At 72.5% G+C, this 19,463-nt stretch carries 17 protein-coding genes; 13 read left to right on the plus strand and 4 right to left on the minus strand.

Features of this window, described 5'->3' with window-relative positions; genetic code table 11:
- From ABZ371_RS12995 to nudC, 4 genes are all read left to right on the plus strand, one after another.
- Positions 1-998 (plus strand): PD-(D/E)XK nuclease family protein (locus ABZ371_RS12995; RefSeq protein ID WP_358677633.1); only part of this gene is annotated, 998 nt, incomplete at its 5' end.
- Positions 999-1,057: 59 nt separating this feature from the next.
- Positions 1,058-4,564 (plus strand): UvrD-helicase domain-containing protein, encoded by a 3,507-nt coding sequence (locus tag ABZ371_RS13000; RefSeq protein ID WP_358677635.1) that lies wholly within the window; start codon positions 1,058-1,060, stop codon positions 4,562-4,564.
- A gap of 10 nt (positions 4,565-4,574) precedes the next feature.
- On the plus strand, positions 4,575-5,978 hold the full coding sequence (locus ABZ371_RS13005) for a dipeptidase (RefSeq protein WP_358677638.1): 1,404 nt from the start codon (positions 4,575-4,577) through the stop codon (positions 5,976-5,978).
- Positions 5,979-6,014: 36 nt separating this feature from the next.
- Positions 6,015-6,962: an NAD(+) diphosphatase gene (gene nudC, locus ABZ371_RS13010; RefSeq protein ID WP_358677640.1), complete on the plus strand. Its 948-nt coding sequence runs from the start codon at positions 6,015-6,017 to the stop codon at positions 6,960-6,962.
- Positions 6,963-7,180: 218 nt separating this feature from the next.
- Here nudC and ABZ371_RS13015 read toward each other — a convergent pair whose 3' ends face one another.
- Positions 7,181-7,882, minus strand: coding sequence for a class I SAM-dependent methyltransferase (locus ABZ371_RS13015; protein ID WP_358677643.1), 702 nt, complete (start codon positions 7,880-7,882; stop codon positions 7,181-7,183).
- A 223-nt stretch (positions 7,883-8,105) separates the two neighbouring features.
- Complete coding sequence (locus tag ABZ371_RS13020; RefSeq protein ID WP_358677646.1) at positions 8,106-8,363, minus strand: mycoredoxin; 258 nt, start codon at positions 8,361-8,363, stop codon at positions 8,106-8,108.
- 218 nt (positions 8,364-8,581) lie between these two features.
- Between ABZ371_RS13020 and ABZ371_RS13025 the strand changes: the two genes are divergently transcribed.
- The 5 genes from ABZ371_RS13025 to ABZ371_RS13045 all read left to right on the plus strand — a co-directional run bounded on the left by ABZ371_RS13025 (position 8,582) and on the right by ABZ371_RS13045 (position 12,568).
- Positions 8,582-10,804, plus strand: a complete 2,223-nt coding sequence (locus ABZ371_RS13025; RefSeq protein WP_358677649.1) for an ATP-dependent DNA helicase UvrD2 — start codon at positions 8,582-8,584, stop codon at positions 10,802-10,804.
- 167 nt (positions 10,805-10,971) lie between these two features.
- Positions 10,972-11,301 (plus strand): hypothetical protein, encoded by a 330-nt coding sequence (locus ABZ371_RS13030; RefSeq protein ID WP_358677652.1) that lies wholly within the window; start codon positions 10,972-10,974, stop codon positions 11,299-11,301.
- Between the two features lie 169 nt (positions 11,302-11,470).
- Complete coding sequence (locus ABZ371_RS13035; protein WP_358677655.1) at positions 11,471-11,839, plus strand: WhiB family transcriptional regulator; 369 nt, start codon at positions 11,471-11,473, stop codon at positions 11,837-11,839.
- A complete protein-coding gene (locus tag ABZ371_RS13040; RefSeq protein ID WP_358677658.1) occupies positions 11,836-12,186 on the plus strand; it encodes a hypothetical protein in 351 nt (116 codons plus the stop codon). The genes ABZ371_RS13035 and ABZ371_RS13040 overlap by 4 nt, the downstream gene beginning before the upstream one ends.
- A 148-nt stretch (positions 12,187-12,334) precedes the next feature.
- A complete protein-coding gene (locus ABZ371_RS13045; RefSeq protein ID WP_358677661.1) occupies positions 12,335-12,568 on the plus strand; it encodes a hypothetical protein in 234 nt (77 codons plus the stop codon).
- A 98-nt stretch (positions 12,569-12,666) separates the two neighbouring features.
- Here the strand turns inward: ABZ371_RS13045 and ABZ371_RS13050 are convergent, their stop codons facing one another.
- Positions 12,667-14,163, minus strand: a complete 1,497-nt coding sequence (locus ABZ371_RS13050) for an AarF/ABC1/UbiB kinase family protein (RefSeq protein WP_358677664.1) — start codon at positions 14,161-14,163, stop codon at positions 12,667-12,669.
- Positions 14,164-14,226: 63 nt separating this feature from the next.
- Positions 14,227-15,369, minus strand: a complete 1,143-nt coding sequence (locus ABZ371_RS13055; RefSeq protein WP_358677667.1) for a ThiF family adenylyltransferase — start codon at positions 15,367-15,369, stop codon at positions 14,227-14,229.
- 277 nt (positions 15,370-15,646) lie between these two features.
- Between ABZ371_RS13055 and ABZ371_RS13060 the strand changes: the two genes are divergently transcribed.
- From ABZ371_RS13060 to ABZ371_RS13075, 4 genes are all read left to right on the plus strand, one after another.
- The gene (locus ABZ371_RS13060; RefSeq protein WP_358677670.1) at positions 15,647-16,171 is read left to right on the plus strand and encodes a M48 family metallopeptidase; all 525 of its coding nucleotides are present in this window, start codon (positions 15,647-15,649) and stop codon (positions 16,169-16,171) included.
- Positions 16,172-16,278: 107 nt separating this feature from the next.
- A complete protein-coding gene (locus tag ABZ371_RS13065; RefSeq protein ID WP_358677673.1) occupies positions 16,279-17,937 on the plus strand; it encodes a TerD family protein in 1,659 nt (552 codons plus the stop codon).
- Positions 17,938-17,948: 11 nt separating this feature from the next.
- Positions 17,949-18,629 carry an AIM24 family protein gene (locus tag ABZ371_RS13070; protein ID WP_358677676.1) on the plus strand — a complete coding sequence of 227 codons (681 nt, stop codon included), beginning with the start codon at positions 17,949-17,951 and terminating at the stop codon, positions 18,627-18,629.
- A 19-nt stretch (positions 18,630-18,648) separates the two neighbouring features.
- Positions 18,649-19,404, plus strand: coding sequence for an AIM24 family protein (locus ABZ371_RS13075; protein WP_358677679.1), 756 nt, complete (start codon positions 18,649-18,651; stop codon positions 19,402-19,404).
- Positions 19,405-19,463 lie beyond the last annotated feature (59 nt).

Below are 19,463 nucleotides of genomic sequence, written 5' to 3' on the forward strand. Positions count from 1 at the left end.
CCGAACTCCGCGCGACCACCGTCGACCCCCGCGCCTCCGACGCCCTGCGGGACGCCGCCGCCCGCCGGCTCGCCCGGCTCGCCGCGCTCACCGACGACGAGGACCGGCCGCTCGTCCCGGCGGCCCACCCCCACCGCTGGTGGGGCCTGAACGAGCCCACCCGCTCCGAGGTCCCGCTGCGCGACCGCGACCGGCCCGTCGCGCTCTCCGGGAGCGCGCTCGACCAGCTCGCCAACACCTGCGCCCTCCAGTGGTTCCTGGGCCGCGAGGTGAAGGCGGACGCCCCGGCGACGGCCGCACAGGGTTTCGGCAACGTCGTGCACGTCCTGGCCGACGAGGTGGCCTCCGGGCGTACCGCCGCCGACCTGGACGTCCTGATGGAGCGCCTGGACTCCGTGTGGGACGGCCTGGTCTTCGACGCGCCCTGGAAGTCCGGACAGGAGAAGGAACAGGCGCGGGCCGCCCTGGAACGCTTCCTGCGCTGGCACGTCATGGACCGGGGCGGCCGTACGCCCGCCGCCAGCGAGCACGACTTCGACGTGACGCTCGACGCCGGCGAGTACGCGGTACGCATCCGGGGCTCCATGGACCGCGTCGAACAGGACGCCGAGGGCCGCGCCTACGTCGTCGACTTCAAGACCGGGAAGGCGGCCCCGACGAAGGACGAGGTCGCCGCCCACCCCCAGCTCGCCGTGTACCAGCTGGCGGTGAGGGAAGGCGCCGTCGACGACGTCTTCGGCGGCCGGCGTCCGGATGCCGGCGGGGCCGAGCTCGTACAGCTCCGCCAGCCCGCCCCCAAGAAGGAGGGCGGTGACGCCCTTCCCAGGGTGCAGGCCCAGGAGCCCCTCTCCGGCGAGTGGGTCTCCGGCCTCCTGGCGACGGCGGCCGGCCGCGTCCTGGACGAACGGTTCACCCCCACGGCCGGCCAGCACTGCACCCACTGCGCCTTCCGGGCGTCGTGCAGCGCACAGCCCGAGGGCCGCCAGATCATCGAGTGACGTACCGGCGCCGGCCGGCTCCGCAGGCGTTGTCGGTCCCTCCGGTTAGCCTCTGTGGGGTGTCCAACCGCATCACCGACCCCGAACAGCTCAAGGAGCTCCTCGGGGTCCCCTTCACCCCGGAGCAGACGGCCTGCATCACCGCGCCGCCCGCCCCGCAGGTCGTCGTGGCCGGAGCCGGCTCGGGGAAGACCACGGTGATGGCAGCCCGTGTGGTGTGGCTGGTGGGGACGGGCCAGGTCGCCCCCGAGCAGGTCCTCGGCCTGACCTTCACCAACAAGGCGGCGGGCGAGCTCGCCGAACGCGTCCGCAAGGCCCTCGTCCGGGCGGGCGTCACCGACCCGGACGTCATCGACCCCGACAACCCGCCCGGCGAGCCCAGCATCTCCACGTACCACGCCTTCGCCGGCCGGCTCCTCACCGACCACGGCCTGCGCATCGGGCTGGAACCCACCACCCGCCTCCTCGCCGACGCCACCCGCTACCAGCTGGCCGCCCGGGTGCTGCGCGAGGCACCGGGCCCCTACCCCGCGCTGACCCGGTCGTTCCCGACCCTGGTCAGCGACCTGCTCGCCCTGGACGCCGAGCTCTCGGAACACCTCGTGCCCCCCGGCCGCCTCGCCGCGTACGACACCGAACTGCTCGCCACCCTGGAGACGGCCCGCCTCACCAACGCCGAACTGCGCAAGGTCCCCGAGGCGGCCGGGGCCCGCCGCGAGCTCCTCGACCTCACCCGGCGCTACCGGGACGCCAAACGCAGCCGCGACCTCCTCGACTTCGGGGACCAGATCGCGCTCTCCGCCGAGCTGGCCCTCACCCGGCCCGAGGTCGGGGCCGTCCTGCGCGACGAATACCGGGTCGTCCTGCTCGACGAGTACCAGGACACCTCCGTGGCCCAGCGGCTCCTGCTCGCCGCCCTCTTCGGCGGAGAGGGCGGGGCGTCGACCGGCCACGCCGTCACCGCCGTCGGCGACCCCTGCCAGGCCATCTACGGCTGGCGCGGAGCCTCCGTCGCCAACCTCGACGACTTCCCGCACCACTTCCCGCACGCCGACGGCACCCCGGCCACCCGCTACTCCCTCAGCGAGAACCGCCGCAGTGGAGGCCGCCTCCTGCACCTCGCCAACGGCCTGGCCGGCCCGCTGCGCGCCATGCACGAGGGCGTCGAGGCCCTGCGTCCCGCCCCGGGGGCGGAGCGCGACGGCATGGTCCGGTGCGCCCTGCTGCGGACGCACGCCGAGGAGCTCGACTGGCTCGCCGACTCCCTCGCCCACCTGGTCCGGACCGGCACCGCGCCCGGCGAGATCGCCGTCCTGTGCCGCGGCGCGGCGGACTTCCCCCGCATCCAGGCAGCCCTCGTCGCACGCGACATCCCCGTCGAGGTGGTCGGCCTGTCCGGACTGCTGCACCTCCCCGAGGTCGCCGACCTCGTCGCGGTCTGCGAAGTCCTCCAGGACCCCGGGGCCAACGCCTCACTCGTACGGCTGCTCACGGGCCCGCGCTGGCGCATCGGCCCCCGGGACCTCGCCCTCCTCGGCCGCCGCGCACGCCTCCTGGTGCACCGCGCGTCCCCCGGCGGCGGCGAGGTGGACCCGGACGTCCGCCTGGCCGAGGCCGTCGAGGGCATCGACCCGGCGGAGGTGATCTCGCTCGCCGACGCCCTCGACACGTTCCTGGAGGCGGGGGGTGCCGAGGACGACGGCCTGCCGTTCTCCGCCGAGGCACGCGTCCGGTTCGCCCGGCTGGCCACAGAGCTCCGCGACCTGCGCCGCGCGCTGGCCGACCCCCTCATGGACGTGCTGCACCGCGTGCTGTCCACCACCGGCCTCGAGGTCGAGCTCTCCGCGTCGCCGCACGCCCTGGCCGCACGCCGCCGCGAGACCCTCGCCAACTTCCTGGACGTCGCGGCCGGCTTCGCCGCGGTGGACGGGGAGGCATCGCTGCTGGCCTTCCTCGGATTCCTGCGCACCGCCGCCCAGTACGAGAAGGGCCTGGACAACGCCCTGCCCGGCGGTGAGAACACCGTCAAGGTCCTCACCGCCCACAAGTCCAAGGGCCTGGAGTGGGACGTCGTCGCCGTCCCCGGACTGGTCGCCGGCCAGTTTCCCAGCGGGCAGTCCCGGGACGCCTGGACCTCGCAGTCCAAGGTGCTGCCGCACGCCCTGCGCGGTGACGCGGCCACCCTCCCGGCCGTCACCTCCTGGGACGCCAAGGGGCTCAAGGCGTTCAAGGAGGAGATGAAGGCCCACCAGCACACCGAGGAGCTCCGCCTCGGCTACGTCACCTTCACCCGTCCCCGGAGCCTGCTCCTGGGCTCCGGACACTGGTGGGGCCCTTCCCAGAAGAAGGCCCGGGGCCCGTCCCCCTTCCTGGAGGCACTGCACGCCCACTGCTCCGCCGGGTACGGGGAGACGGAGGTCTGGGCCGACGAACCCGCCGAGGGCGAGGAGAACCCCGCGCTCCGGGAACGGGACACCGATCAGGCATGGCCGCTCCCCCTGGACGACACGGCCATGGCCCGCCGCCGGGCCGCCAGGGACACGGTGCTGGCCCACCTGGAGGCCCTGGCCGCCGCTCCGGCCCCGGACGTGTACGCCGGTGCCTCCCCGCACGACGAGGACCCTCCGCACGACGAGGACGCGCCGCCCGACAGCGAGCCGTACGCCGACGAACCGCCGTACGACGAGGACGCGGCGCCGTACGACGAGGAGGAAGCGCCGTACGACGACCCCTTCCCCGACGGTGACCCGCACCCGGACGCCTCCGCCCCACCCGCGGGCCACGCCCCGCCGCACGTGCCCGCCGCCCGCGCTCCCCTCGACCAGGACATCGGCACGCGCCCGCGCCCGGACGCCGACGCCGGCCTGACCCCGGAGGAAGCCCGCGCACTCGCCTCCTGGGACCGCGATCTCGACGCCCTCGCCGGTGAGCTGAGCCGTGCCCGCGCGCGGGTGCGCGACGTCCTCGTGCCCGCCTCGCTCTCCGCCACCCAGCTGCTGCACCTCGCCGACGACCCCGAGGGCTTCGCCCGGGAGCTCGCCCGCCCCATGCCCCGGCCCCCCCAGCCCGCAGCCCGCAGGGGGACCCGCTTCCACGCCTGGGTCGAGTCCCGCTTCGAGGAGCTGCCGCTGCCCATGCTCGGCCCGGACGAGCTGCCCGGGGGCGACGAGGACGACGCGGAGATCGCCGACGAGCGGGATCTGGCCGAGCTCAAGGAGGCATTCGAGCGCACGGAGTACGCCCGGCGCACGCCGTACCGCGTCGAGACGCCCTTCCAGATCGTTCTCGCCGGCCGGCTGATCCGCGGCCGGATCGACGCCGTGTACCGCACCGGCGACACGTACGAGATCGTCGACTGGAAGACCACGCGGCACCGCGCGGCGGACCCGCTCCAGCTCGCCGTCTACCGGCTGGCCTGGGCCGAGCTCCACGGCCTGCCGCCGGACTCGGTGACGGCGGCCTTCCTGTACGTGCGCACCGGGGAGACCGTCCGCCCCGCGGCCCTGCCCGGCCGGGCGGAGCTGGAACAGCTCCTGCTGGACGAGCCACCTCCGCCGGGCCGATAGGCTCGGGAGCATGAGCGACACCCCGGACAACGCCGTCCGTACGTACACCGAGCAGCACCGCGCGGCCTTCCTGGACGACCTCGCCGCATGGCTGCGCATCCCGTCCGTATCCGCTCAACCGGAGCACGACGGGGACGTACGGCGCAGCGCCGAGTGGCTGTCCGCCAAACTCGCGGAGACCGGCTTCCCGGTCACCGAGTTGTGGGAGACGCCCGGCGCCCCGGCCGTGTTCGCCGAATGGCCGTCCGACGACCCGGACGCGCCGGTCGTCCTCGTCTACGGCCACCACGACGTGCAGCCCGCCGCCCGCGAGGACGGCTGGCACACCGACCCGTTCGAGCCGGTGATCCGTGACGGCAGGATGTACGGACGAGGCGCGGCCGACGACAAGGGCCAGGTGTTCTTCCACACACTGGGTGTCCGGGCCCACCTCGCCGCGACCGGCCGCTCCACCCCCGCCGTGCACATCAAACTGCTCGTCGAGGGCGAGGAGGAGTCCGGCTCCCCGAACTTCCGGGCGCTGGTCGAGCAGCGTGCCTCCAGGCTCGCCGCGGACGTCGTCATCGTCTCCGACACCGGCATGTGGGACGAGAACACCCCCAGCCTCTGCACCGGCATGCGCGGCCTCGCGGAGTGCGAGATCGAGCTCCACGGCCCGGACCAGGACATCCACTCCGGTTCCTTCGGCGGGGCGGTACCCAACCCGGCGACCGTCCTGGCCCGCCTGGTCGCGGCGCTCCACGACTCCGAGGGCCGGGTCGCGGTCCCCGGCTTCTACGACGGCGTCGCCGACCTCACGGACACCGAGCGTGCCCTCATCGCGGAGCTGCCCTTCGACGAGGAGGCCTGGCTGCGGACCGCCGCCTCCCACGCCACCGCCGGTGAGGCCGGGTACACCACCCTCGAACGGGTCTGGGCCCGCCCCACCGCCGAGGTCAACGGCATCGGCGGCGGGTACCAGGGTGCGGGCAGCAAGACCGTCATCCCCTCCTCGGCCCTGGTGAAGCTGAGCTTCCGGCTCGTCGCCGGCCAGGATCCCGACCACGTGCGGAAGCTGGTCCGCGCCTGGGCCGAGGACCGGATCCCGGCGGGTATCCGCCACCGCATCACCTTCACTCCCGCCACCCGGCCCTGCCTCACGCCGCTCGACCACCCCGCCCTCCAGGCCGCGGCCCGGGCCATGGGCCGCGCGTTCGGGCGGAAGGTCCTCTTCACCCGCGAGGGGGGCTCGGGTCCGGCCGCCGATCTGCAGGACGTGCTCGGCGCCCCCGTGCTCTTCCTGGGCATCTCCGTACCGTCCGACGGCTGGCACGGTCCCGACGAGAAGGTCGAGCTCGACCTCCTCCTGAAGGGCGCGCAGACCAGCGCCCACCTGTGGGACGAGCTGGCCGCGGCATCCCGCCGAGTCCTCTGAACAACCGATCCGTCCCCGGGGGAGTAGGAAGCACCTGTGAGCACCTTCGACAACGCCACCGCAGACCGTCCGATCGGTCTCACCGCGCCCAGCGGCATCGACCGCGCCGCGCACCACCGGCTCGACGAGGCCTGGCTCGCCGCGGCCTGGAGCCACCCGACGACCAGGGTCTTCGTCGTCTCCGGCGGCCAGGCGCTCATCGACGACACCCCGGACGGCGGCACCGAACTCGTCATGACGCCGGCCTTCGAGGCGCCGCTCACCGAGACCCACCGCTACTTCCTCGGCACGGACGAGGACGGCGTCCGTTACTTCGCACTCCAGAAGGACTCCCTGCCGGGCCGCATGGACCAGTCCGCGAGGCCCGCGGGGCTGCGCGAGGCCGGGCTCCTGCTCGGCGCGCGGGACGCCGGGCTGATGGTGCACGCGGTAGCCCTGGAGAACTGGCAGCGGCTGCACCGCTTCTGCTCACGCTGCGGGGAGCGCACGGTCATCGCGGCGGCCGGGCACATCCGCCGGTGCCAGGCCTGCGGCGCCGAGCACTACCCGCGGACCGACCCGGCGGTGATCATGCTGGTGACCGACGACCAGGACCGGGCGCTGCTGGGCCGCCAGGTCCACTGGCCGGAGGGCCGCTTCTCGACGCTCGCCGGTTTCGTCGAACCCGGGGAGTCGATCGAGCAGTCCGTCGCCCGGGAGGTGTTCGAGGAGGCGGGGATCACGGTGGGCGAGGTGGAGTACATCGCCAGCCAGCCGTGGCCGTTCCCCTCCAGCCTGATGCTCGGCTTCATGGCACGCGCCACGTCCTCGGAGATCGAGGTGGACGGCGAGGAGATCGAGGAGGCCCGCTGGTTCTCCCGCGAGGAGCTCACCGAGGCCTTCGAGTCGGGCGAAGTTCTGCCACCGTTCGGCGTCTCGATCGCCGCCCGCCTCATCGAGCTCTGGTACGGCAAGCCACTCCCGAAGCCGGGCGGCGCCGGCTGAGTGCCCGGACGGCGGGGGAGGGGCCGTGCCTCCGTCAGGAGGGGGCTGCGCTCAGCGCCTCACGTCGCGGGGCCGGAGGCATGCCGGCCTGTGGTGAGCGAGGACAGCTCCCCGCGGCCCGGGCGAGCGGTGCCGTGCGAGCGGCGGCACGCGGACGGTTGCCACGCGAGCGGCGGCACGCGGACGGGGTGGACGCTTCCGGCACCTCCGGGCGGGGGTCAGAACGGCTGGAAGTCCTCGAAGGAGGGCTCGTACGTGGGGTCGGGCAGGCGGAACGCCCTGCACCTGGCCTCCTGCCCGCCCGGCGGCCCGACGCCGGTGCTCTCGCCGGGAAAGGCGTCGGGGATCACCGTCCATCCCAGGTTCCGCTCGTAGTAGCGCGCGGCCGTGCGCACGGAGGGCCACCAGTCGTCGTCGATGACGATCAGGCCACCGGGGCGGACGATCCTGCGGAGGAAGTAGAGGTCGACGAAGACCTCGTGGAACCGGTGACTGCCGTCCACGAACGCCGCGTCGGCGACGAAGCCCTCGGTGAGGAGCTGTGGCAGGGCGAGCGACGAGGGGATGGGCATGAGTGTGGCGATCGACTCCAGTCCCGCGGAGCACAGCAGGTCCCAGCCCGCGTTCGCGTACTCGCGCTCCTGGAAGGGGTCGATGACGACGTGCCGGGGAAACGGACGGTTCACCGTCGTCAGCGCCTCACCGATGGCGAGCGCGGAACTCGCGTAGGCGAGACCGATCTCGACGACCTTCTCGGCGCACTCGGAGACCAGCAGATCGCGCAACTGGTCGCAGTGGCGTCCGGGCACCGAGACGGTCTCGAAGTCCCCCTCGCGGTCCCGCGTCCACGGCGGGCCCTCCCGCGCGAGGCGCCGGCGCACCTCGCGGACCGCTGCCACCCGGTTCCCGGCACTCGCCATACCGGCCATCACCCCCTCGTACCGACGACCACCGCGTCATACCGGCCCCTCGGACGGCACCGCACCCTACCGGTGGCTCCGGCCCCAGGGGTGACGCCCCGGCCACAGGCGTGCCGAGCACGGCCCACGGGCCGCGGCGCCGGCGCGGCCGCGTGCCGCCCTCCGTACACAGCCCCGCCCCCTCCGGTGTCGTCGACCGGAGGGGGCGGGGCGTGGGAGGGGCTCAGACCCCGAGAGCCTGCTTGACCTGCGCGAGGCTCGGATTCGTCATGACGTGGTTCTCGCCACCGTCGGCGGGGACCACCAGCACGGTCGGAACCGTCTGGTTCCCGCCGTTCGCCTTCTCCACGAAGGCCGCCGATTCGGGGTCCTGCTCGATGTTGACCTCGGTGTAGGCGATGCCCTCGCGATCCATCTGCCCCTTGAGCCGGCGGCAGTAGCCGCACCACGTGGTGCTGTACATCGTCACAGTGCCCGGCATGTCGTCGGCGCTCCTCTGTCTCGTCCGTCTTGCTGAGAAGGGCGGAACAGCACGGCTCGCGCACTGTCCCGCTCCAGGGGGAACGTACGGGAGGCGGCCCCCATTCCCGGCTCGTCCCCTTTCCGGCCCGCCCCCTGGCCGCCTCACCGGTATGACGAACGGCACCCCCTGTGGACAACCACCGCGTCCGCCGTCCGCGACCTGGCAGCATGGGCAGGGTGACAGCAGCAACGCATTCCACTCTCTTCCCGCAGGTTCCCGACTCCCCGGACGCCGTGCTGGACGGGCTCGACCCGGAGCAGCGCGAGGTCGCCGTGGCGCTCGGCGGCCCGGTCTGCGTCCTGGCCGGAGCGGGTACGGGCAAGACGCGGGCGATCACCCATCGCATCGCGTACGGGGTGCGGGCCGGGATCCTCCAGCCGTCGACCGTGCTCGCCGTCACCTTCACCAACCGGGCGGCGGGCGAGATGCGGGGCCGGCTCCGCCAGCTCGGCGCGACCGGCGTCCAGGCCCGGACGTTCCACTCCGCCGCCCTGCGACAGCTCCAGTACTTCTGGCCGAAAGCGGTCGGTGGCGAGCTTCCCCGGCTCGTGGAGCGCAAGGTCCAGCTGGTCGCCGAGGCGGCGGCCCGCTGCGGGATCCGCCTCGACCGCAACGAGCTGCGCGATGTCACGAGCGAGATCGAATGGGCCAAGGTCACCCAGACGGTGCCCGCCGACTATCCGGCCGCCGTCGCGAAGACGCAGCGGGACGCCCCGCGCGATCCGGCCGAGCTCTCCCAGGTCTACGCGATGTACGAGCAGCTGAAGCGGGACCGTTCGGTGATCGACTTCGAGGACGTGCTGCTCCTCACCGTCGGCATCCTGCAGGACCGTCACGACATCGCCGACCACGTGCGCCGTCAGTACCAGCACTTCGTCGTGGACGAGTACCAGGACGTCAGCCCGCTCCAGCAGCGGCTCCTCGATCTCTGGCTCGGTGACCGGGACAGCCTGTGCGTCGTCGGTGACGTCGGCCAGACGATCTACTCCTTCACCGGCGCCACCCCCGACCACCTGCTGAACTTCCGCACCCGCCACCCGAACGCGACCGTGGTCAAGCTGGTGCGCGACTACCGCTCCACCCCCCAGGTGGTCCACCTGGCGAACGGCCTGCTGAGCCAGGCCCGGGGAAGGGCGGCCGAGCACCGGCTCGAACTCGTCTCGCAGCGGGGCAAGGGGCCGGAGCCGGCCTACACGGAGTACCCCGACGAGCCGGCGGAGGCGGAGGGGACGGCCCGGCGCATCCGCGAGCTGATCGCCGCCGGGGTGCCGGCCGGGGAGATCGCCGTGCTCTACCGGGTCAACTCGCAGTCCGAGGTCTACGAGCAGGCCCTCGCGGACGCGGGCGTGCCCTACCAGCTCCGCGGTGCCGAGCGCTTCTTCGACCGTGCCGAGGTCCGGGAGGCGGGCGTCGCCCTGCGCGGCGCGGCCCGCGCGGGGAGCAACGACGCGCTGCTCGACACCGCCGACGACCTGGCCTCCGAGGTGCGCGCCGTGCTCTCCACCAAGGGCTGGACGCCCACACCGCCCACCGGCTCCGGCGCGGTGCGGGACCGCTGGGAGTCACTGGCCGCGCTGGTCCGGCTGGCCGAGGACTTCGAACAGGCGAGGCCGGGGGCGACGCTCTCCGACCTGGTGGCCGAGCTGGACGAACGCGCCGCCGCCCAGCACGCGCCCACCGTCCAGGGCGTCACGCTGGCCTCGCTCCATTCGGCCAAGGGCCTGGAGTGGGACGCCACGTTCCTGGTGGGGCTCACCGAGGGCATGATGCCCATCGCGTACGCCAAGACCGACGAACAGGTCGAGGAGGAGCGCCGGCTGCTGTACGTAGGAGTCACCCGGGCACGCTTCCACCTGTCGCTGTCGTGGGCGGTGTCCCGCTCGCCCGGCGGCCGCGGGGGCCGCCGGCCGACCCGCTTCCTGAACGGGCTGCGCCCCGGGTCCTCCGCGTCCGGCGCGAGAACCGCGTCCGGAGGAGGCGGAGGCATCGACCGCGGCCCGGGCGCGGGGCAGGGCGCCACGAAGGCGCGGGCGGCGGTCCAGCCGCGGCGGCGCGGGTCCGTCCGGTGCAGGGTGTGCGGCAGAACGCTCACCGAAGCGGGGGAGATGAAGCTGATGCGCTGCGAGGACTGCCCCTCGGACATGGACGAGGCGCTGTACGAGCGGCTGGGGCAGTGGCGTGCGGAGACGGCGCGGAAGATCGGCCAGCCCGCCTACTGCGTCTTCACGGACAAGACGCTGATGGCGATCGCGGAGGCGGTGCCGGACGACGAGCGCGAACTCGTCGTCATCCCCGGTGTCGGGAACCGGAAACTGACCCGGTTCGGAGCCGATGTGCTGGCCATCTGCGCAGGTCGGCCCGTGGGCGAGGTGCCGGAGGAGGACCACGGCGAGGTGTGAGGAAAACTCGTCGGGAAAATAGTTTGCGCGGGCAGCAGTCGTCACCATAGGTTCTTAACCACGGGAACAGCGACTTCTCTGAAGCCCTGACTCCGTGCTGTACTTATCCGAATACCGCAGGACCGGCCCGGCCGGATCTGCCGAGACGCCGAGAGGAGGCGATTGAAGTGATCAGCATCAACAGCACCGTCAAAATGACCGATCCCTCGGTCGTCTCCGCACGCTCGCTCGGCAGCCTCACCTGCTCCTCCGAACTCTCGCTCCGTGGCACCGGTATGTCCGGCATTCCCGCCGTCAGCCCGCTGTCCCTGGCGACCCTGCCCGTTCGGGAGCGCAATGAGCGACCGACCGAGGCACCGGCGGCAGCAGTAGCGAAGGGACAGGCCCAGGCGGCCTATGCCTTTGCGGCAGCCGGTGCCGGAGCCGAGCAGAAGATGACGCACCACCACACGATGTGGGCCTTCCGTGGGCCTGAACCCTGGAGTGATCCAGCCTGATTCGATCAGGCCGGCGCCTTCAGGGCCGCGGAACCCCACTCGGGATCCGCGGCCCTTTTGTTTTGTCCGAACGGATGAGACGAGACGAAGGAGCCTCGGGACAGCAGGACCTGGTACCAGCCGCCAACCGGCCAACAGGCCGGCACGACCAGACGAGGACAACGCCACCGTGCAACTCGAGACGCACGCCCCGTCCGTACCGCCTTCCGACGCGATCTCCCCGCCCGGCCTCACGGAGGACTCCACCTTGATCCCCCTCACCGCGCTCACCGCGCTCGACGACGCCATCGACGACCTCGGCGTGCCCGTCCCCTGCCGTTCGTACGACCCGGAGGTCTTCTTCGCCGAGTCGCCGGCGGATGTCGAGTACGCCAAGTCCCTCTGCCGGACCTGCCCGCTCGTCGAGGCATGCCTCGCCGGCGCCAAGGAGCGGCGCGAGCCGTGGGGCGTCTGGGGTGGCGAACTCTTCGTCCAGGGCGTGGTCGTGGCCCGCAAGCGGCCGCGTGGCCGCCCGCGCAAGAACCCGGTCGCGGCGTGACCGCCGACCTGGGGGTCATGTCCCCCACACGCATCGGCACCATCGATCGTCCCCACACCCATGACCCCCGGAACCAGGCACCAATGATCACCCCCACGAGGGAGCCCGTCGGCTCCGCGACCCCGGACGTCACCATCATCGGCGCGAACGACTCGCGTCAGAACAGGACCCGCGAAATGCAACTCATCCCAGAAGCCCTGGCACGTGCGCATATGCACGACCGCCTGAGGGAAGCCGAGGTGGACCGTCAGGCAGTGCGCCTGGTGGCCGCCCGGCGGATGCAGCGCAGGGCGGAGCGCGCTTCGATGCGTGCCCGCCGCGCGCTCGCCATGGCGGTCATGAACTGACACAGCCTCAGGCGGCATGGCAACCGATCGGGGGCGACCGCTCCGCCCCTTCGCAGCCACCCACCCTCCCCGCGGGGCCGGTCCGGAAGGACCGGCCCCGCGGGCGTTGTGCCGTGCCGGCCCGCGTCCTCGGCGTTATGGTCGCGAGGTGGACGAGGAGAGGTACCCGGAGGGGAAGCCGGACGAGGAGAGGCACCCGGAGGGGAAGCCGGACGGTGCAGGCGTGACCTGTGCCCGCTGCGGCCGTACTACGGGCGGTGAAACCGTGCCGCCGACCTGGGTCTGTTCCGTGGAGGACGGCAGGCGGCAGTACGTCTGCGACGAGTGCGCCCGCGCCCACATCAGGTCCATCGAGAGCCGACTCGACTTCACCTGGTGGTGACGGCTCCGGCCGGGCGGTACGGCGCAGGTCGCGCCGGAGCCTTTCGGCCAGCGGCGGCGCCGTGACGAAGGCGGCCCGGCCGGGCCGGCCGGGCCGGCTCACGCCTCGACCGGAGCGTCCCTCCCCGTGTCGCCTTCCCAACCGTCTTCGGGACGGTCCTGCGGCATGCCGTCCGGCTCGTAACCGGGGACGAAGCCCGGCAGCCAGGCCTCCAGCTCCTCGCGCAGTCGCACGGTGGCACCCAACTGGCACAGCACCCCGATGGTGCTCAGCGTGACCCGGTGTATGAGGAGATACGACGGGGGGAGATTCAACTGCTTGCCCAACTGGTGTGCGGGCGAACGAGGATCCGCGATCCGGGCCGCCTGGCCGCGCAGCCAGGAGCGGGTGAAGGTGAACTCGTCCGCCTGAGCCGGCTCGATGATGGGGAGCAGGTACTCCAGTACGTCGTCCGGAGCGAGCTGGATCGACTCCTTGACGAAGCCCTCCTCGCGGAGCGCCGCGTACACGGCGTCGGCGTCACCGTCCAGCGTCATCCGCAGACAGTCGCCTATGGTCTGCGGGAAGCCGCCCGGCAGATGGTCCACCGTGCCGAAGTCCAGCACTCCCAGGCGCCACCGGTCCGCCTCTCCGGCAGGGTCCTCCACCGCCGCGTCAGGGTCCTCGGCACCCCCGGCGGGCAGGGGCACAGCGGAGCCGGCGCCACCGCCCGCGGCCGGCGGGGGCAGCAGGCGGAAGTTGCCCGGGTGCGGGTCGGCGTGCAGCAGACCGGTCCGCGCCGGCCCGGAGAAGAGGAAGCGCGCCAGCAGTTGGCCCGCCCTGTCCCGCTGTGCGGGCGTACCGCCGGATATCACCTCGGACAGGGGTATGCCGTCGATCCACTCCGTGACGAGCACGTGCTCGGACTGGTGCACGACGCCGGGAACCACCACGTCCGGATCGTCGTGGAACTCGGCGGCGTGCTCCCGCTGGGCCTCGGCCTCCAGCGCGTAGTCCAGCTCCTCCGAGACCCGGTTCCGCAGTTCGGTGATGAGCGGCTTGATGTCCATGCCGGGTACCAAGGGGCCGAGCAGGCGCGCGAACCGGCTCAGCTGGGTCAGGTCCGAGAGCAGGGCCTCCCCGGCACCCGGGTACTGCACCTTCACGGCGACGTCCCGGCCGTCGTGCCACACCGCGCGGTGGACCTGCCCGATCGACGCGGCTGCGGACGGCTTGTCATCGAAGGTACGGAACAGGTCCCGCCAGTCGGGACCGAGCCGCTCCGCCAGGACGCCGTGGACGGTGCGGGCCGGCATGGGCGGTGCCGCTTCCTGCAGCTTGGTCAGCGCCGCCCGGTAGGGGCCCGCGACGTCCTCGGGCAGTGCGGACTCGAAGACGGACAGGGCCTGCCCGAGCTTCATCGCACCGCCCTTCAACTCACCCAGCACCTTGAACAGCTGGTCGGCGGTGCGCTGCTGGACCTCGCGGGCGACGATCTCGGCGGACCTGCCGCCGATGCGCTTGCCCAGCCCCCACGTGGCGCGGCCGGCGAAACCCAGCGGCAGCGCGGCAAGCTTCGCGGTGCGGGTGACCGCCTTCCGGGGAAGATCAGACATGTGCTCCTCCAGTTCCCGGACTGCCGTGCCGGGGAGTGTGCGGTCCTGCTCAGTCTGCGGCGGTCACCCGGCCATTGTGTCCTGCGGAGCACTGCCGGCGGCAGTGAGATCCCCCTCAGTGTGCCCGGCGGCGCCGCAGGAGCAGTCGGGGTGGGGCCCCAGGCGCTCGGACCGCCAGTCCAGCAGGGGCATCGCGGCCTCCCATCGCGTGCCCGTGCTGGCAGGGAGATCCCCGTCCAGGAAGGACAGGGCGTGGGCCGCCGCGAGACCGGCCACCGCCGTCGCCAGTCCCAGATCGCACGCGGGCACGGAGGTGCGCCGGCCGGATCGCCACTGGGCCAGCATGCGCGGCCACTGGGGGTCCCGACCGGCCCGGTTCAGGGCCAGGCACCCGGCGCAGCCCGTACCTCCCGGCAGCACCAGCGGGCCGACCACTCCGGTGGCCTCGATCACACCCGCGAAGAGGTGCGGTGTGCCCGAAGCGACCCACTGCGCCGCCGGGTCGGGATCCGGTGCGTATGCCGACAGGCCGTCCCGTGGAGCCACCACGACCAGGGACAGCGCGGGCTCGCTCCCGGCTGCCGGATCGTCCGAGCCGGCGCGGGGAGGCCCGCCGACCGCCGACCGGCGGACCAGCTGCCGGGCCGCCGTGTCCCTCCGCTCCCCGACCGCGGCCGCCGGAAGCCCACCCGGAGCCACGTCCCACGGCTCGGTGCGGCCACCGTCGAGGACCTCCACCCGGCCCACCCCGGAACCGGACAGCACCGCCGCGATCGCCGCACCGACCCTGCCCGCCCCCCGGACCTGGACCCGGGTGGCCCGGCGGGCGGCGAGCCTGCGCAGGGCGTCCCCGGGAGCCGGATGGACCACGGAGAGTGACGCCATGTCCGGGCGCTGCCGCTCCAGGGTCTCGGCCCGTCGGCGCAGGGCGTCGGCCTGCGGACCGCCGGCTTTCGGATCGTCGAGCAGACCGGCCTCCGTGAGCCGTGAGACGAGCACGTCGACGTGACGGTCCGACAGGTCCAGTGCCCGTGCTTCTTCGCGCAGCAAGGGCAACCCGCGTGTTCCGTCCAGCAGTTCCAGAAAGCTGCCCGTGGCGATATCCATCGGTCCCAGCGTCACCGCGTGCGCGGGCGTCACACCGAATTGCACGGTGTTCCGTCCACGCCAGGCCCGGCGCAGTGCGGGCTTCAGCATCGGATGCATGACTTCTCCCCCGTTGGTTCCGGCTCGCTGCCCAGAATGCGGGGTGGCCGCGAAACGTGCGGAGAGTTGTCCACAGGGCCGGGCGTTAATCGTTCAAATGGCGCGCGGCGAGAAGTGGATCAATGCCGGCCGCCGCGGACGCGGGACTTCTCGCACGCGCAGCGGGTAACGTCGTGGCGTGCCCGCCGACCCTTCGCCCGCTCCCGCCGGGGACCCCCTCGCGCCCGGTGCCGTACGCGATAGGCGCGGTGCGGCCGCCCACGGGTCCCACGCTGCCGTGACCAGCGCCGTGGAGGTGCGAAGGAGCGCCCGGCGCAGCAGGACGGTGTCCGCCTACCGGGAGGGTGAGCGCACCATCGTGCTCATTCCCGCCCGGATGTCGGAGGCGGAGGAGCAGCGCTGGGTCGGCCTCATGCTGGACAAGCTCGCCGCGCAGGAGAACAGGCGCGTGATCGGCGACAGCGCGCTCGCCGAGCGCGCCGAGCGGCTCTCCGTCCAGTACTTCGACGGCCGGGCGCGACCGGCCTCCGTGCGCTGGGTGACCAACCAGAACACGCGGTGGGGCTCCTGCACCCCCGCCGAGGGCAGCATCCGCCTCTCCCACCGGTTGCAGGGCATGCCGGAGTACGTCGTCGACTACGTCCTCCTCCACGAACTGGCCCACCTGCTCGTGCCCGGGCACGGCCCGCGCTTCTGGCGTCTGCTGGAGGCATACCCGCGCACCGAGCGGGCCCGCGGCTATCTCGAAGGGGTCGTGGCGGCCGACCGGCTGCCGAGCCTGCCTCCGGCCCGGGACGAGTGACGTCCGGCAATTCTGTACCGGGTCTGTACCGATTCAGCCCGGTGTCCTGGTTTGCGGTTAGCCTGACGCGACGCAAACACCTTCGGGATGGGGGACGGTCGTTACGCATGGCCAGGGAATTCCAACGCGGCCACAAGGCCAAGATCAGTGATCTCACGCCAGGGACGGATCTGTACGTAGGTGTGCAGATCGCCGGTCCGGGCCTGACGTTCGACATCAGTTGTTTCGGTCTCGACGCCGATGAACAGCTCTCGGACGACCGGTATTTCATCTTCTTCAACCAGCCCACATCGCCTGAGGAGTCCATTCAGCTGCTCGGCGCGCAGGCCGGTGACACCGAGTCGTTCCGTGTGACCCTCGACCGTGTTCCGGCCGGCATCCACAAGCTGTCGTTCACCGCGACCCTCGACGGCCCCGGACAGATGTCCCAGGTCGGTCCCGGGTACATCCGCGTCGTCGCGGGCGGTGAGGAGGTGGTGAGATACGCCTTCACCGGCTCGGAGTTCACCACCGAGCGCGCCGTCATGCTCGGTGACTTCTACCTGAAGGACGTCTGGCGGTTCGCCGCGGTCGGCCAGGGCTTCGACGGCGGACTCGACGCCCTGCTGAAGAACTTCGGCGGAGAGGTGGCCGAGGAGGAGCCCGCAGCACCACCGCAGGGCGCCGCACCGTCGTTCGCCCCACCCGTGCAGGGCGCCGCACCGTCGTTCGCCCCACCCGCGCAGGCCACCGCGCCCCCGGCCTTCGGCGCCCCGGCCGCTCCCCAGGCCCCTCAGCCCGCGCCCGCGTTCGGCGCACCCCCGCAAGCACCCGCGCAGCAACCGCTGCACGCCGCGCCGACGATGGCGGCGCCGATGGCCCCACAGGCCCCGGTGGCCCCTCACGCACCGGTCGCCCCCCAGGGTCCGGACGCCTACGGCCGGCCGCCCCAGTTCGGGCAGGTCCCGGGCCAGGCCGCACCGCCCGCCGCTCCTCCGTACGGCCAGCAGCCGCCGGGTGCGCCGTACGGCCAGCAGCCGCCGGGTGCGCCGCCCTTCGGTCAGCAGGCGCCGGCCCCGTTCGGCCAGCAGTCTCCCGGGGTGCCCCAAGGCGTCCCGCAGGGAGGTGCGGGCCTGCAGGCCGCCCTGCAGCCCTACAAGGAGACGGCCACCGGGCAGCGCTGGACCCCGCAGAACCAGCAGCTCATGCGTGTCGACCTGACCATGGGCGGCACCGCCGTACTCGCCCGCCAGGGCAGCATGGTGATGTACCAGGGCAAGGTCGACTTCAGTTACAAGGGTGCCGGATTCGCCGGCCGCATGGTCGGCAACGCGACAGGCCAGGAAATGCAGCTCATGCGCTGCACCGGCCGCGGCCAGGTCTTCCTCGCCGAGGACGGGTCGCACCTGCACCCCGTCGAGCTGCAGGGTGACGGCATCTGCGTCTCCGCGGAGAACGTCCTCGCGTTCGACGAGTCGCTGCAGTACGAGGTGCGCCGTATCGAGGGCCACGGCATCCCCGGCGGGGCCCTGTTCACCATGCAGTTCCAGGGCACCGGCACCGTCGTCGTCAAGACCCGCGGTGTGCCGGTCGTCCTGCCGGTCACCCCGACCACGTTCGCGGACTGCAACGCCGTGGTGGCCTGGTCGTCCGCGTCCCAGGTGATCCTCTCCAGCCAGGTCCGGCTGCGCCGCAACGCGTATCCCGGGCACAGCGGGGAGACCGTCAACCTCCAGTTCCGGGGAGCCCCCGGGAACTTCGTCGTCGTCCAGCCCTACGAGGTCTGAGGGAGCCCGTCATGAACCAGCAACTAGCGGGCTTCGCCCCGACCCCCGTCACGGCCCGGATGGAGAACCACGGCCGCACGATGCTCAAGGTCGCCATGGCCTCCGGCCAGGACCTCTACGCACGCACCGGCTCGATGGTCGCCTACGAGGGCTTCATCCAGTACGAGCCCAATCCGCCCGCCGTCCGCCAGATCGCCTCCCAGTGGATCACCGGCGAAGGCGCGCCCCTGATGAAGTGCGCCGGCGACGGGCTGCTCTACCTCGCCGACTACGGCGCCGACGTGGTCGTCATCAACCTCGACAACGACTCGCTGTCGGTCAACGGCACCAATCTCCTCGCCTTCGACAGCCACCTCGACTGGGGTGTGGAGCGGGTCAAGGGCCTGGCCAAATTCGCCGGCCAGGGCCTGTGGAACGTCCGCGTCCAGGGCACGGGGTGGGTTGCGATCACCTCGCGCGGCACACCGCTCGTCGTCGACTGCGGCCGCGGAGAGGACGAGACGTACGTCGACCCCGACGCGCTCGTCGCGTGGTCGCCCAACCTCAAGGTGAAGGGCAAGCGCAGCTTCAAGGCGAGCTCCCTCATCGGGCGGGGCAGCGGAGAGGCGTACCAGATGGCCTTCTCGGGCCAGGGCATCGTCGTCGTCCAGCCGAGCGAGGACAGCACGGACCGCCTGCGGGTCCGGAACTGAGCGGGGGGAGAGACACATCATGCAGAGTCCGCTTTTCAGCCACACCGAGCAGCAGTCGCAGGACCGGTACACCGTGCAGAACCCGCAGCTCCTGCGCGTCTCGCTGACCGGCCACGACGACGTCCTCGCCCGCAAGGGCGCCATGGTCGCCTACCAGGGACTCATGGACTTCGACGGCGAGTACCAGTCGCAGGGGCAGCGGCGTGCCCGCAGGAACACGGGCGAGGGCCTCGACCTGATGCGCTGCTCGGGCCAGGGCACGGTCTACCTGGCCAATCTGGCCCAGTACATCCACGTGGTCGACGTCGACCGCGAGGGCATGACGGTCGACAGCGCCTATGTCCTCGCGCTGGACTCGTCGCTGCACACCGAGGTCATCGCGGTCGACAGCCAGTACGGGATCTCCGGCTCCGGTAAGTACCAGCTGAACATCTCCGGCAGCGGCAAGGTGGCGCTGATGACGTCCGGCCAACCGCTGATGATGCAGGTCACGCCGGAGAAGTACGTCAACGCCGACGCCGACGCCATCGTCGCCTGGTCCAGCGGCCTGCGGGTGCAGATGCAGGCGCAGACCCACTCCTCGGGCGTCACCCGGCGCCGCGGCAGCACGGGAGAGGGCTGGGAGCTGAGCTTCATGGGCCAGGGTTTCGCCCTCGTCCAGCCGAGCGAGGTGCTGCCTCCGCAGAACGCCCAGATCGGCCAGGGCGCGGCGGCGCAGTTCGGCGTGGGCCAGCAGGGTGCGCGCGCGCAGAACCAGAACAACGCCTGGAACTGAGCCGCTCACGGACGGCGAAGGGGCGGCCTCCGCGGAGGCCGCCCCTTCGCCGTCCGTGA

This window comes from Streptomyces sp. NPDC005899 (assembly GCF_040629645.1).
In the GTDB taxonomy this organism is placed as follows: Bacteria; Actinomycetota; Actinomycetes; order Streptomycetales; family Streptomycetaceae; genus Streptomyces.

Coding starts and splice junctions, on each gene's coding strand:
- ABZ371_RS13005 (WP_358677638.1), top strand. CDS start 4,575: ATGAGCGACACCCCGGACAACGCCGTCCGTACGTACACCGAGCAGCAC.
- ABZ371_RS13050 (WP_358677664.1), bottom strand. CDS start 14,163: ATGTCTGATCTTCCCCGGAAGGCGGTCACCCGCACCGCGAAGCTTGCC.
- ABZ371_RS13020 (WP_358677646.1), bottom strand. CDS start 8,363: ATGCCGGGCACTGTGACGATGTACAGCACCACGTGGTGCGGCTACTGC.
- ABZ371_RS13055 (WP_358677667.1), bottom strand. CDS start 15,369: ATGCATCCGATGCTGAAGCCCGCACTGCGCCGGGCCTGGCGTGGACGG.
- ABZ371_RS13065 (WP_358677673.1), top strand. CDS start 16,279: ATGGCCAGGGAATTCCAACGCGGCCACAAGGCCAAGATCAGTGATCTC.
- ABZ371_RS13075 (WP_358677679.1), top strand. CDS start 18,649: ATGCAGAGTCCGCTTTTCAGCCACACCGAGCAGCAGTCGCAGGACCGG.
- ABZ371_RS13015 (WP_358677643.1), bottom strand. CDS start 7,882: ATGGCGAGTGCCGGGAACCGGGTGGCAGCGGTCCGCGAGGTGCGCCGG.
- ABZ371_RS13070 (WP_358677676.1), top strand. CDS start 17,949: ATGAACCAGCAACTAGCGGGCTTCGCCCCGACCCCCGTCACGGCCCGG.